We start from the raw sequence: 14,792 nt of genomic DNA, 5'->3' as shown, positions 1-14,792 counted from the left end.
TTTTTTAATAACTTCTTTAATTATGAACCGTTTCTTTTTCATTTAATCCAAGCGTACGACCTGTAGAAGTGTGAAGGTCTTGGAACAATCTTGGATTTTCAGTTAGTGAAATGCCATAAGAAGGAATCATTTCTTTTATTTTTTCTTCCCATTCTACCATGCGGCTCGGGAAACATTTTTCTAATACTTCAAGCATGACGTGAACGGCAGTAGAGGCACCTGGTGAAGCACCTAGTAATGCAGCGATTGAGCCGTCAGCTGCACTAACAACTTCAGTACCGAATTGAAGTGTACCTTTACCGCCAGCATCAGTATCTTTAATTACTTGTACACGTTGCCCAGCAACTACAATATCCCAATCTTCACTTTTCGCGTTCGGAATGAATTCGCGTAATTCTTCCATACGTTTTTCGTGAGATAACATAACTTGCTGAATTAAGTATTTTGTTAATCCCATTTCTTTTACACCAGCAGCTAACATCGTTAAGACGTTATTTGGTTTTACAGAACCAATTAAGTCAAGGTTTGAGCCAGTTTTTAAGAACTTAGGAGAGAACCCTGCGAACGGTCCAAATAGTAAAGCTTTTTTATTGTCTATATATCTCGTATCAAGGTGAGGTACAGACATTGGCGGAGCGCCAACTTTAGCTTTACCATATACTTTCGCATGATGTTGCTCGACAACTTTTTGGTTTTTACATACCATAAATAGTCCACTTACAGGGAATCCACCAATATGTTTTGATTCAGGGATACCAGTCTTTTGTAGTAGAGGTAGACTACCGCCACCGCCGCCGATAAAGACGAATTTTGCAGTGTGATGCTCAATTTTACCACTATTCATATCGTGTACTTTTACTTCCCACAAACCATTCTTTGTGCGTTTAATATTTTCGACACTATGTTTGTAGTTTAGCTCGACATTTTTCGTTTGTAAGTAATCAAACAACATACGTGTTAATGCACCGAAGTTAACATCTGTTCCAGAATCAATCTTCGTTGCAGCCATTGGTTCGTTAGGTGTACGTCCTTCCATAATGAGTGGAAGCCATTTTTTTAATGTTTCAGGAGCATCGGAAAATTCCATACCTTGAAACAGTGGATTTTTTGAAAGCGCTTCAAAACGGTTTTTTAGAAACTCAACATTTTTTTCACCTTGTACTAAACTCATATGAGGTAGAGGCATAATGAAATCTTGTGGATTACGAATTAATTTACTTTTTACAAGATATGCCCAAAATTGTCTTGAAAGCTGGAATTGCTCATTCACTTTTACAGCCTTACTAATATCTATAGATCCGTCAGATTTTTCGGAAGTATAGTTCAGTTCGCATAGCGCAGAATGCCCTGTACCTGCATTATTCCATTCATTAGAGCTTTCTTCCCCGGCACTTGCGAGTTTTTCAAAAACTTTAATTTCCCATTCAGGTGCTAATTCTTTTAGTAATGAGCCTAACGTTGCACTCATAATTCCTGCACCAATTAAGATAACGTCTGTTTTTTGCTGCATGTTGCTCATGATAATCTCTCCATCCCCTATATTGGCAAAAAAGAGTAGGTGTTTTCTATGTCTAAGCCGTAAAAGAGAAACACCGCCTAGGCCCCACCTAGGTATTTACCTTTTTTGTCTCAATTGTATAACCATCTCATACTCTATTATAATAATTAATAGACTAAAATATCTAGTGTTATCTGATAATTTTAAACTATTTAACGTTTTATTCGCCAAAAATCTTATTTAACAAGCTCTTTTAAGGTGATAAATAGAAAAAAATTACAGTTTGAAATTATCCCGAAAAAGCTTACGTATCGTAGAATGGGTAGAAAAGATACCTTTTTATGGAATTTTACCTCTGATAATAGTATGGTTATTCTGTAAAATGAAAAGGAGGGATACCAATGCGTACACAAGAACAAATCGCAAACTTATTTCGAAATTTTTCAATAAAGGAATGTAAAGGGTCAAGTGATTTATATGAATACTTATCAATAAAAATTGCTGAAGATGAGGAAGTACTTACACTATCTTCCTACGCTCAAGTAGGCCAACCAATTCCAAACTTATTATTAGGTGCTGTACATTATTTATTACTATCAGGGAAAGAACATCATTTAAAAATGTATTACAGTAGCTTAGTTGAAAATGCTAATACGGATTTAAATCAAGCTTTTGATTATTTTAAAGATTTCTGTAAAACGTATCGAGAAGAAATCATTACCTTATTACAAACGAAACTCGTTCAAACGAATGAAGTAAGGCGATGTGCGTACTTATACCCAAGTTTTTGTTACATATTTAATAAAGTGAAAAAACAATTAGCGTTAATTGAAATTGGGACAAGTTCTGGATTACAACTGTTCTGGGATCAATATAGCTATTCGTATGGAACAGATGTAACATACGGAAATATAAACTCGAATGTGCATGTAACTTCTGAAATAAGAGGAGAGAATGTGCCTCATTTTCTAAAAGAAAGTCCATCTGTCGCAGAAAGAATAGGACTAGATTTACATGTAAATGATTTACATAGTAATGAAGATTATTTGTGGCTACGTGCACTCATTTGGCCAGAGCATAAAGAAAGACTTGAAATGTTTGACCAAGCAGCATCTTTAGTGAAAACTGAATCTGTTCAATTAATAGAAGGAGACGGTGTGGAGCTATTGCCATCTATCATCGAACAAATAAGTAAAGATGCTATAATCTGTATTTTCCATACACACGTCGCAAATCAAATACCTGAACAAGTAAAACGTAAGTTAGAAAAACAAATACAAGAAATCGGTGCAAAACGTGATGTATTCCACCTATATAACAACATGTGGGACCGGGACCTTCATATTGATTATTATATTAACGGAAACGAATATCGTGAAACGGTTGGAGAAACCGAAGGGCATGGGAGATGGTTTAGCTGGAAAATTGGAGACCGAACTTTATGCTAAAGGAAACCTAACAATTATGGGTTTCGTCACCAATATTCGTAATAAAAACAGTTGACAGAAGGTAATCAGTCAACTGTTTTTGCTTTTTATTAAACTTGTTCTATGCATCCAATGTAAGTGTTAAACATGTCCCTACAGCATGTTGAAAATGGCCCATGAGATAAGCATCTTCCAAAAGAAGCTATAGAAAGTGGATTATAAAACCGTTGCTAGTACAAAAAAAAGAAGGCGCTGGTTAATGAGTTATATTACTAGTTTAAGAATTTATGACATCAAAAGGAAAAACCAAAGGAAAGTAAATATTTAAAATGAATATATAATACATGGGAGAATGAGCACAATTGGATAGGGGGCTTTCAAATAAATGCGTATGGACGAACGAATGAATTTGCAGGTAACTAGTCAGGCTCTTCAGGTAATGAATAACGGAATTGCTGTTATAAATCATGATGGAATCATCACATATAGCAACAAACTATTCTGTAGCATGTTACATAAAAAAGAAAATGAAATAATAGGTGAGCATATATCAACGATTATTCCTAATCGTAAAAAGTTAGTAGTAAATCAAAATGATAGTTTGTTCAGGTATGAATGTAGGAGTGGCAACCAAGTTTTAATTGCGAATGAATCCCGTGTATATCAGAATGAGACAGAATACGGATCAATTGTCATTATGGAGATAAAAGGGAAAAGTATACAGTCTTTGGAAAGTATCATAAGTCGATATGAAAGTGCCCTAAATTTACTATCTGAGTGCATTCTAGGGGTAAATGAACAAGGAATTGTCAATTTTTTAAGTGGTTCTTATGCACAATTTTTAGGGATTGATGATCCGAAAGAAGCGATTGGAAAGCATTGTACGGAGGTTGTTGAGAATACGAGAATGCATATTATCGTAAAGACGGGACAGATGGAAATTGGACATATCCAGCGCATAAGTAATCGGAATATAATTGCAACGCGTATACCCATCATAAAGGAAGGCAAGATTATTGGAGCAATTGGTAAAATTATGTTTCATGATATACAGCAGTTTAAAGCTTTGGGAGATCAAATTAGTGAAATGGAATCAAAATTATCTTACTATCAAACTGAATTACAGCGGCTGCAAGAAGGGCGACTTTCCTTTCAAAGCATTATAGGAGAAAGTGCAAAAATGAAAGAAGTCAAAATGATGGCTTTAAAGGTCTCTAAAAGTCGGTCTACCGTTTTGATAAGAGGAGAAAGTGGTACAGGAAAAGAGCTCTTTGCACATGCGGTACATCGTGCAAGTCCACGTGCTAATGGCACATTTATTCGTTTGAATTGTGCTGCGATTCCAAGGGAGCTTTTGGAGGCTGAATTGTTTGGATATGAAGAAGGGGCTTTTACAGGAGCGAAAAAAGGTGGTAAGCCTGGAAAGATTGAATTGGCCGATAAGGGAACGTTGTTTTTAGATGAAATTGGTGATATGTCTTTGGATATGCAGGTGAAGTTGCTTCGTGTATTGCAAGAGAAAGAGATTGAAAGAATTGGAGGTACGAAAATTCAAAAGGTTGATGTCCGTTTCATTGCGGCAACACATCGGAATCTCCGCGAAATGGTACAAAGAGGGGAGTTTAGGGAGGATTTATATTATAGGTTGAATGTGTTTGAGATTGATATTCCTCCGTTGCGAGAGAGAAAAGAAGATATGATACATATAACAGAATTTTTAATTAAGAAATTGAATGGTGAGCTAGGTAGTAACGTTCTTTCATTGGATAAGAGAGTAAGAGATATATTCATGGAGCATGATTGGCCAGGGAATATTAGAGAGCTAGAGAATGTGTTAGAACGAGCGATGAATGTTATAGAAGAAATGATTATTCAAGTGCATCATCTTCCTGCCTATTTACGGAAAAAAGATTTAGTAGAAGAGTTAAACCATGAAATATTTACGATGGACCAAGATAAGCATGAGGTGAGTTATTTACTGCAGGCGGAAGTGGAAGCAGCTGAAAAACGTGCGATTACGAGAGCCTTGGAAAAAACAGCTGGAAATATAAAAGGGGCAGCCGAGATTTTGGGGATTCATCGGGCCAGTTTATATAGAAAAATAGAAAAATACGAAATGTCATGAAGGAAAGTAAAGGGCAAACAGGCCCTTTTTTGTTTGTGGTAATAAACATTGTCTCTCTTTTGCGACATTTTCTTATATATGCGACATGGTTGCAAATATTTGTAGCGCAAATGCGACATGTGAAGTTAGACAAGTAAGGGAGAGTACGAAGGAATAAGGGAATAGGGAATGAGTCGATTTTTGGCATGTTTCTTGCTATATAAATAAAAAGGATTTTAGCAGGAAGGGGATGGAATTCAATGCTGGAAAATCATAGTTTACCGCATTTTATTATGCAAAGTATCGAAAAAACACCTAGTAAAGTGTATTTACAATTTGAAGAACAAAGGATTACATATGAGGAGCTTTATCATCGAATTGCAAGTGCCGTAGCGGGATTTTGTGAGCTGAGTATTCAAAAAGGAGACAAGGTTTGTATTATGCTTCATAACACCCCTGAATATCTGGATGCATGGTTTGCTTTATCTTTTATGGGAGCAATTGCTGTGCCTCTGAATGTGCATTTAAGAGGAGAAGGTTTGCAATATATTGTATCTCACTCTGATTGTAAGTTAATTATCGTTGATAAGGAATTTATTCCTCAAATTGCCTCTTGTTTGGCATATATACATAGGGACATTCAAATTGTTGCTTACGGAAAAAATGAAAGCGCGGTCATTGCGAGTGATGGTAAAAATCAATCAGTAATTGATTTGAAAGATGTACTAAATACAAATAATCATCACCTTCCAAATACATTTGTTTCCTCCACTTCTATTAACAGTATCCTTTATACCTCTGGAACGACTGGCTTACCTAAAGGGGTCATGTTAAGTCATTCTGCTTATGTAAATTCTGCACAGTCATTTGCCAATTATATGGTTGGCGCAAGTTCAAAAGATGTCTTATTTACAGCGCTTCCGTTATTTCATATAAACGCTCAGGCCCATACAGTACTTGGATCCATTTCCTCCAATGCGACGATTGCTCTTGGTAAGCGGTTTAGTGCTTCTAGGTTTTGGGATGAAATTCGCAGTAATGGTGCAACCATTTTTAATTCTTTAGGATCTATGATTCCTATTCTCTGCAAGCAGCCAGAAAAGGAAGACGATAATGACAACTTAGTAAGGGTGACGGCTTGCGCCGCTACGCCTAAGGAGTTTTGGAAGCCATTTGAGGAACGGTTTGGCGTACGGATTGTGGAAGGTTACGGATTAACGGAAACGACGGGTTTTTGTGTAACAAATCCATTGCATGCCAATAAGCCACCTTCTATAGGAAAACCATATTCTTACGTAGAGACGAAAATTGTCAATGAAGATGGAAATGAAGCACGGACTGGTGAAATTGGAGAGATTTTTATTCGTTCCTTACAGGGACAAGCGTTCATGGAAGGCTATTATAAAATGCTTGATAAAACAGAGGAGGCGATGATGGAGGGATGGTTCCATACGGGAGATCGAGGTTACTTAGATGAGGAAGGTTACTTATATTTTTGTGATCGAATCAAACAGTGTATCAGGAGGCGTGGTGAAAATATCTCCTCTTGGGAAATCGAAAAAGTTGTGAATAATCACCCAAAAGTAATGGAATCAGCGGCCATCGGTGTCCCATCAGAAGTGGGAGAAGAGGATGTTAAATTATATGTGATTATAAAGAAAGGAGAAACGATGTCCTATGAAGAGATTATAGATTGGTGTCAAGAACGCATGGCTTACTTCATGGTACCTCGATATGTTCAGTTCAGTGAAACTTTTCCAAAAACCGCGACGGAACGGATTCAAAAGTTCAAGCTGAAGGAGGAAGGAATCGGCGGCGCTTGGGATCGCGAACAGGTCGGTTATGTAATTAAAAGAACAATTTGATGTACTAATTTTACCATATTACATATTGGAAAGAAGGGATTGGATTGGAAAATAAGCGGGTTGTTACATGGTCCAAAGAAGATGGAATCGCAACGATTATCATTGATAATCTTCCTGTGAATGTACTGAGCGTTGCTGTGGTAGAGCAACTGACGATAGCGGTCGATGAAATTGAACGGGATGATGAAGTAATTGTTGTACTTCTAACTGGCGCTGGAGAAAAGGCCTTTGTTGCAGGAGGGGACATTAAGTCGTTTCCGGAATGGATTGGGAAAGGGAATGAATATGCGGAGGGAAAATCATTATGGCTTCAGAATCCGTTAAATAAAATAGAAAGATTGCCGAAGCCTGTAATTGCTGCAATTAACGGATTAGCGCTTGGGGGCGGGTGTGAATTAGCTTTATCATGTGATTTACGGATTATAGAAGAACACGCCCAAATCGGGCTTCCAGAAGTGAAGTTAGGTTTGTTTCCAGGTGCGGGAGGAACGCAACGTTTACCGCGATTAATAGGAACTGCAAGTGCAAAGGAAATGATGTTTACTGGTGAACCGCTCACTGCTGAATTAGCTTGGCGGGTTGGTTTGGTGAATCATGTTGTTCCGCGTGGCGAATCGCTGAATAAGGCGAAGGAACTAGCTGTGAAAATGGCTCGGTTTTCTCTTCCTGCTTTATCCTTGATGAAGCAATCTATCAATAAGGGATTATCTGCTTCTCTTGAGGAGGGATTAAAAATAGAAGCTGAAAATTTCGGACATGTGTTTCAAACAAGTGATGTAAGGGAGGGAGTGAAGGCCTTTATAGAAAAGAGGGCACCAACTTTTCATCATAAATAAAAAGCTATAACTATAATATGCAAAAGAATAATTCCTGCCAAAGGCAGGGATTACTAAAATATATACAAACAGAAAAGGATGCAAAGTTAAAAAATCCATATAATTTAGGGGGATTGGGGTTATGGATTTATTGATTGTATTGTTATCGCTTGGCTTGCTTATTTTTGTGGCTTACCGAGGATTCTCAGTCATTTTATTCGCTCCGTTATGTGCGTTGCTCGCTGTGTTTTTAACAGAACCGGCGAATGTTTTACCATTCTTTTCTAATGTTTTTATGGCGAAGATGGTCGGATTTATAAAGTTATATTTCCCTGTATTTTTGCTTGGAGCGATATTCGGTAAAGTGGTAGAAATCACTGGAATAGCAGAAAAAATCGCGAAAATTATTATCCGTTTTATAGGTGTGAAAAGAGCAATTCTTTCCATCGTATTAATGGGAGCGATTCTTACATATAGCGGTGTTAGTTTATTTGTCGCAGTATTTGCGATTTATCCATTTGCGGCACAATTATTTCGTGAGGCGGATATTCCAAAACGTCTCATTCCTGCAACAATCGCATTTAGCGCATTTACGTTTTCGATGGATTCACTTCCTGGATCACCTCAAATCCAGAACGTTATTCCAACTACGTTCTTTAAAACAGATATTTATGCCGCTCCTACATTAGGAATTATAGGAGCATTGTTTATCTTCATATGTGGTATGTTGTATTTGGAAAGATGTAGGAAGAAGGCTGCTGCTAAGGGAGAGGGGTACTTTGGAAAAGGCGGTGCTACTTCTGAGATGGCTGCTACAACTAGCACGCAATTGGTGCAAAATCCGATTGCTTCCAGCGATGTAATTCCAGTTAGTTACTGGATAGCATTTCTTCCGCTTGTACTGGTTGGAGTGATGAATAAAGTCTTTACAGAATTCATTCCTGTTTGGTATACAAAGGGATTTGATTTTGCATCCATAGGTTTGAAGGAGTACGGAACAATTGATATGGGACAAGTCGTGGGGATTTGGTCAGTGGAAATGGCACTTCTTATCGGAATATTGTCTGCTATATTATTAAACTTCCAAGCGGTAAAAGAGCATTTTCAATCTATTACAAGTGTGGGAGTAAGTGGTTCAATCTTAGCAGCTATGAACACTGCAGCCGAATATGGATTTGGTGCCGTTATAGCAGCTTTACCTGGATTTGTCATGATTCAAAACTATTTAACGGGAACTTTCTCAAATCCTTTAATTAGTGGAGCGGTCATGACAAATATATTATGCGGACTGACAGGATCAGGATCAGGTGGAATGAGTATTACATTAGGTTTAATGGCAGAAAAATATATTGAAGCGGCAGCGAACTTTGATATTCCGCTAGATGTGCTACATCGTATAATTGCAATGGCGGCAGGAGGTATGGATACTTTACCTCATAATGGAGCGGTTATAACTTTACTTGCAGTTACCGGATTAACGCACCGGGAAGCTTATAAAGAGATTTTTGGAATTACGATAATTAAGACATTAGCCGTATTCTTCGTAGTTGGAGTGTATATGATGTTTTCTATTGTATAATAGGAAGAAGGATTGTCTGCTATAAATAACGCAGACTTCAATTTGAAATTAGAATAGTGGTAAATAGAAAAAGCCACCATTCCATGAGATTATGGCTAAGAGGAAGAAGAGATACTACTAGTAGTATCTCTTTTTATTTAGTTAAATTTATGTACATAATATCTCCCCAGGCAATCCATCAAACTCACAAACTTTCTCCGTTATAAAACCTACATGTATTAAACTTTTGCGAGAAGAGATATTGTTCGGATCAATAATTGCTTTTAGTACGTTTATGTCTGTCTGCTTCGCTATATTCATTAGTTCCTTTACAATCCTGCTACTATATCTTTTTCCCAGTGCTCTGGCAAAATCATATAACCAATTTCAGCCTCTTTAACATTATCCTCGTGTATCGTAACATGTCCAAGATCTATATACTCATTTGTAATAGAATTATGTACATTATAACAGTCGGAAATTTGATGATTTTCATGGAAACAGTCTAGTAAAGTCATCTTTTGCTTCATCTAACGGAATAACACGTTCGATAATTTGCGGCATTATTTTTTATTGGATACGAGTTGGAAATATAAATTAAAATCTGTTTCTTCAAATTTAGCTTTTGTATAATATTCCTCCAAACTAATTTTCATTTGTTCTTCAGAAAAAAGATAAATTAAATCGTAATTTCAATTTGATTACCTTCAGGATCACTTATCACACTTTCGTAATAGCCATCTCCAGTGAAACGTGGTCCATTTAATAAAGGATAACCATCATTTTTTAATGTTGTAGTTAATTCATTTACGCATTCTTCACTACCAACAGAGAAAGCCATATGAGCATAGCCAGTTATGTTGAGGTTAGGCTCGTTTTCTATACCTTTTTTACGCATAATTTCAAGTCTTGCTCCAGATTCGAACGTAATAAAATAAGATTCAAATTGTTTCACTTCATTATGATATAAAGAGTTTGATTTACCATTAAAGTACTTCGTATAGAAAGAACGCATTAATTCTAAATCATTTACCCAAATTGCAATATGTTCTATTTTCATAGTTTTCACCAATCCTAACTTAACTAATTAGGCTTTCACTTTATAAAAATTGTTTTTGCATTGCAAGAACTTTGATTGGGCGTTGAAGGTGGTATTAATTTTTGGTTATTTATGAGCATACAATGTGTAATTAAGTAAAGGAGCAACATAGTAATTAAAGAAAAAGGTGAATGTAGCATATGAATCCATTTGAGCAAATGATATACGTTGGTGTCATTATGTCTATTGTATTATCCGTAATGATTTTAGGATCTTTATATTATAATCCTCGTCTTTCGTTAACTGAGTATCCAAAAGATATTCAAAAGGTAGTGTTTCCAAAATCGATTCATGAAAAAAAGCAAACGATTTACTTTAACATTGCATATAATGCTATTCTTTTCGGTACTCCTTTCGTTTCTACATATATATTACATAAACATGAAAAATTATTATATATTGATGCCTATTTACATGCTTTTGGTATTTTAATGATTTTTAATGTAGTAGATTTGTTTATACTGGATTGGCTAATCTTTTGCTGGATTACTCCAAGATTTGTTGTTATTCCTACTACAGAAGGCATGAAGGGATACAAAGATTATAAGTTTCATTTAAGAGGGGCTATAGTCGGTACAAAATTTTTAGCGATCGTAAGTTTGTTTGTGGCAGGAATCGTGATAACTATGTAGCATAAAAAGTATTGTTTCATTTTGTTTTGATAGTAGAATTCTAGGTAACTTTAATCAAACTAGTATTAGTATATTTTAAATTTTTATAATACAACCTCATAAATATTAATATGTGTTATATAGAGCGGAAATTCATTTTATAAAAAGGGGTGTGTCATGAAAGAAACGAATGAATCTTCTGGAAACGATTTAAAGAAAGATATAAAGTTTTCTATTATAATCCCTGCGCATAATGAAGAAAAGTACATTGGAAAATGTTTAGATTCCGTTTCAAAGGCAGCGGAAGCATATAAAAATCAAACTGAAGTCATAGTGGTTTTAAATCGTTGTACAGATAAAACAGAACAAATAGCAAAGGGGTATAACTGTATTACATTAAAAAATGACGATAAAAATTTATCAAAAATCCGAAATGCAGGAGCCGCGATAGCTACTGGAGAAATAATCATTACTATAGATGCTGATACGCAAATGACAGAGTCTTTTTTGTCTAACGTAGACAAATATTTAATTTCAGGTAAATATATTGGCGGCGGGGTAACTGGTAAGTTTGAAAGAATATCTTTAGGAATATTTGTTTCCGCATTGTTAATAATAATTCCATTATTTTTTAAGTACGGGACTATATCTGTCGGTATTTTTTGGTGCTATAGAAAAGATTTTATGGAGATTAATGGATTTAATGAAAATATGCTTATGGCAGAAGATGCAGATTTTGCAAAACGTTTAAAAGAATGGGGAAAACAACAAAATAAGAAGTTCGGTACAATAAAAAATGGAATGATAACTTCGTGCAGAAGATTTGATACATATGGAGATTGGACTTTAGTTAAAAATCCAAAAATAATCTTAGCGTATTTAAAAGGAAATGATAAAAAATATGCAGATAAAACATATTATGATAATCAAGAAAGATAACTGTAGAAATTCTTAGACAAATAGACTTTTGCTCACCTCATTTTATCACGCTTTAATGGGCAGTAAGACCCCCACCTCAAAATTCAGCGAAAGCAAAGAAGTTAGGTGGGGGATGAACAAAACCCCCACTGATTAAAGTTTCACTTTATAATATATAGAATTAAAAATAAGAATTTGATAGTATTGGAGTAAGGAGTTTTAATAGCAGTATATTAAGTCGTATTAATATACTGTTGCAAATGCTTTCCTAATTTTATGGAGCATTTGATAGAATTCAAAAAAATAATGGAGGCTAATATGAAAAAAATAATTGGCGCAGCTACAGCAACAGTTTTTGGGATGGGGGCTTTTACCACAGTTTCTACTGCAGAAACAATCGTAACAGCAGATGTACTCAACGTACGTGAAAAACCGACTACGGAATCAAAAGTTGTCAAAAAAGTAAAAGAAGGAGAAAAGTTAAAGGTTATACATACGGAAGAAGGATGGTCCAAAATTGATTTAAATGGTAAAGAAGTCTTTGTAAGTGCGGAGTTTACAAAAGATGTGTATTATGTAACAGCGAATTTGTTAAATGTCCGTTCTGATGCAAGTACAGAATCAAAAATACTTGGCAGATTAAAAACAGATGATGTAATTGAATCAACGCATCAAGTAGAAGACGGTTGGTTACAATTTGAGTATAAAGGAAAAACAGCTTATGTTAATGTTTCTTTCCTATCAAGTACAGCACCAGTTGAAAAAACAGCTAAAGAGAAAACGAAGCAAGTAGCGAAAGTACAAAAAGTAGTAAAGTCTAAGGAAGAAGCGAAAGTACAAAAAGTAACAAAGCCTAAGGAAGAAGCGAAAGTACAAGAAGTAGTAAAGCCTAAGGAAGAAGCGAAAGTACAAGAAGTAGTAAAGCCTAAGGAAGAAGCGAAAGTACAAGAAGTAGTAAAGCCTAAGGAAGAAGCGAAAGTACAAGAAGTAGTAAAGCCTAAGGAAGAAGCGAAAGTACAAGAAGTAGTAAAGCCTAAGGAAGAAGTGAAAGTACAAGAAGTAGTAAAGCCTAAGGAAGAAGTGAAAGTACAAGAAGTAGTAAAGCCTAAGGAAGAAGTGAAAGTACAAGAAGTAGTAAAGCTTAAGGAAGAAGTGAAAGTACAAGAAGTAGTAAAGCCTAAGGAAGAAGTAAAAGTACAAGAAGTAACAAAGCCTGAGGAAGAAGTAAAAGTACAAGAAGTAACAAAGCCTGAGGAAGAAACAAAAGTACAAGAAGTAACAAAGCCTGAGGAAGAAACAAAAGTACAAGAAGTAGTAAAGCCTAAAGAAGACGTGAAAGCCCAAGAAGAAGCAAAAGGTAAGGAAGAAGCCGAAGCAAGAGAGATAGCAAAGGCTAAGGAAGAAGAGAAAGCCCAGGAAATAGTAAAAGCTAAGGAAGAGGCCAAAGCAAGAGAAATAGCAAAGGTTAAAGAAGAAGAAAAAGCAAGAGAAATAGCAAAGGCTAAAGAAGAAGAGAAAGCAAGAGAGATAGCAAAAGTTAAGGAAGAGGCCAAAGCAAGAGAAATAGCAAAGGCTAAAGAAGAAGAGAAAGCAAGAGAGATAGCAAAAGCTAAGGAAGAAGCAAAAGTAAAAGAAGAGTCTAAAAATAACATACAGTCTTCTAAACGTGAATTAACGGTAGTAGCAACAGCATATACTGCTGATCCAAGTGAAAATGGTACTTATGGTGGACGTGTTTTAACTGCGATGGGGCATGATTTAACGGCTAATCCGAATATGAGAATTATCGCGGTTGATCCGAAAGTAATCCCATTAGGATCTAAAGTTTGGGTAGAAGGTTATGGAGAAGCTATCGCTGGTGATACGGGAAGCGCTATTAAAGGAAATCGTATTGATGTTTTAATGGGTTCAAAAAGTAAAGCTATGAATTGGGGAAGACAAACTGTTAAAGTTAAAATTCTTTAATAAATAGAGTTAACTAGATAGAAGTCAGTTCTCTTTATTGAGGCTGGCTTTTATTTTTGAGTTAATATGATTGATTCATGGAAAGAAAAAGTAAATATATTATATATCAAATCATTTACTATGTACTTTCACTCGTAATAGTGTAAGTAAGTTTAAAGTATTGGTGTATTCTAGTGTTATTTTTTTATAATGAAGTGGATCAGATTTATATAAAGCGAGGATGGAATATGACAATGGAATTATATGGGGAACAGTACAATGACATGAAAGGGTATAGAGTAATAGAAGGATCAGATTCCTATAATCATTACTTTGGTGGTGAAGATTGCAATTTGCCAGTATGTAAGTTATGCAGTGAGAAGATGCATCAAATTCTATGTTTTGATTTAAAAGATAGGAAACTTGCCGAGCTTAAAAGTAATGAACTAAATATGTTACCACTCGTTTCCTGCTTAAACTGCGCAATGGTGTGGGAACCGCAATATTTTCAGTTAAGTGATGGAGGTAAAACGGTTCAAATCATACAGCAGCAAAATGCAGAAGAATGGATAATGGAAGAGGAATATAAGTTACCAGTTTCATTACCAAAAACAACGGTAAAGCTTATAAATATGAAAAATGATGACATACCTATAGATGAAGATAGTTACTGGGAAGCTTTTGATTTGTTCGGTTCTGAATATGTATGTAGATTATTAGGGGCACCATTATATGATGACCTTCCAGAGAATTTGGCTTGTCCAAGTTGTTCTAAAGAGATGAAGTATGTTGCTACAATTACACAAGATATCGAGGAACGTGGACTGATTTCGGTAGTTGATTTCCAGTTTGGGGAAATGAATATATATTATTATTTATGTAAAGATTGTTCAATTATAAAAACTGAAATACAAAGTACATAAAGAAAATAAGACCGACATATTCTGTCGGTC

At 35.6% G+C, this 14,792-nt stretch carries 11 protein-coding genes and 1 pseudogene; 9 read left to right on the top strand and 3 right to left on the bottom strand.

All coding sequences use genetic code 11. The annotated features are described in order from the left end of the window. Window positions 1-16 precede the first annotated feature (16 nt). Window positions 17-1,519: a malate:quinone oxidoreductase gene (locus tag ACU8YW_RS14700; protein WP_000069156.1), complete on the bottom strand. Its 1,503-nt coding sequence runs from the start codon at window positions 1,517-1,519 to the stop codon at window positions 17-19. A gap of 380 nt (window positions 1,520-1,899) precedes the next feature. On the opposite strand from ACU8YW_RS14700, the gene ACU8YW_RS14695 reads away from it, so the two are divergent. From ACU8YW_RS14695 to ACU8YW_RS14675, 5 genes are all read left to right on the top strand, one after another. Further along, window positions 1,900-2,946 (top strand): DUF2332 domain-containing protein, encoded by a 1,047-nt coding sequence (locus ACU8YW_RS14695; RefSeq protein ID WP_088063790.1) that lies wholly within the window; start codon window positions 1,900-1,902, stop codon window positions 2,944-2,946. A 364-nt stretch (window positions 2,947-3,310) separates the two neighbouring features. Then, window positions 3,311-5,050, top strand: a complete 1,740-nt coding sequence (locus ACU8YW_RS14690; RefSeq protein WP_426934334.1) for a sigma 54-interacting transcriptional regulator — start codon at window positions 3,311-3,313, stop codon at window positions 5,048-5,050. 239 nt (window positions 5,051-5,289) lie between these two features. After that, on the top strand, window positions 5,290-6,894 hold the full coding sequence (locus ACU8YW_RS14685; protein ID WP_446893964.1) for an ATP-dependent acyl-CoA ligase: 1,605 nt from the start codon (window positions 5,290-5,292) through the stop codon (window positions 6,892-6,894). Between the two features lie 44 nt (window positions 6,895-6,938). Beyond that, window positions 6,939-7,730, top strand: coding sequence for an enoyl-CoA hydratase (locus ACU8YW_RS14680; protein WP_426934332.1), 792 nt, complete (start codon window positions 6,939-6,941; stop codon window positions 7,728-7,730). Between the two features lie 121 nt (window positions 7,731-7,851). Continuing rightward, window positions 7,852-9,288, top strand: a complete 1,437-nt coding sequence (locus ACU8YW_RS14675; protein ID WP_426934331.1) for a GntP family permease — start codon at window positions 7,852-7,854, stop codon at window positions 9,286-9,288. 147 nt (window positions 9,289-9,435) lie between these two features. Here ACU8YW_RS14675 and ACU8YW_RS14670 read toward each other — a convergent pair. Both ACU8YW_RS14670 and ACU8YW_RS14665 read right to left on the bottom strand, forming a co-directional pair. Beyond that, window positions 9,436-9,923: pseudogene (locus ACU8YW_RS14670) on the bottom strand (GNAT family N-acetyltransferase). A 23-nt stretch (window positions 9,924-9,946) separates the two neighbouring features. Further along, entirely contained in the window at window positions 9,947-10,327 is a 381-nt protein-coding gene (locus tag ACU8YW_RS14665) for a VOC family protein (RefSeq protein WP_426934330.1), read from the bottom strand. Between the two features lie 179 nt (window positions 10,328-10,506). Here ACU8YW_RS14665 and ACU8YW_RS14660 point away from each other — a divergent pair, with 179 nt between their 5' ends. From ACU8YW_RS14660 to ACU8YW_RS14645, 4 genes are all read left to right on the top strand, one after another. Then, the gene (locus tag ACU8YW_RS14660) at window positions 10,507-10,998 is read left to right on the top strand and encodes a nitroreductase (protein ID WP_426934329.1); all 492 of its coding nucleotides are present in this window, start codon (window positions 10,507-10,509) and stop codon (window positions 10,996-10,998) included. 156 nt (window positions 10,999-11,154) lie between these two features. After that, window positions 11,155-11,916: a glycosyltransferase gene (locus tag ACU8YW_RS14655; protein ID WP_426934328.1), complete on the top strand. Its 762-nt coding sequence runs from the start codon at window positions 11,155-11,157 to the stop codon at window positions 11,914-11,916. A gap of 297 nt (window positions 11,917-12,213) precedes the next feature. Further along, window positions 12,214-13,860 carry a cell wall-binding protein EntB gene (gene entB / locus ACU8YW_RS14650; RefSeq protein ID WP_446893963.1) on the top strand — a complete coding sequence of 549 codons (1,647 nt, stop codon included), beginning with the start codon at window positions 12,214-12,216 and terminating at the stop codon, window positions 13,858-13,860. Between the two features lie 227 nt (window positions 13,861-14,087). Beyond that, a complete protein-coding gene (locus tag ACU8YW_RS14645; protein WP_426934326.1) occupies window positions 14,088-14,762 on the top strand; it encodes a hypothetical protein in 675 nt (224 codons plus the stop codon). Window positions 14,763-14,792 lie beyond the last annotated feature (30 nt).

It is taken from the genome of Bacillus pretiosus (assembly GCF_052947655.1).
This window is presented reverse-complemented; position numbering and strand designations above follow the sequence as displayed.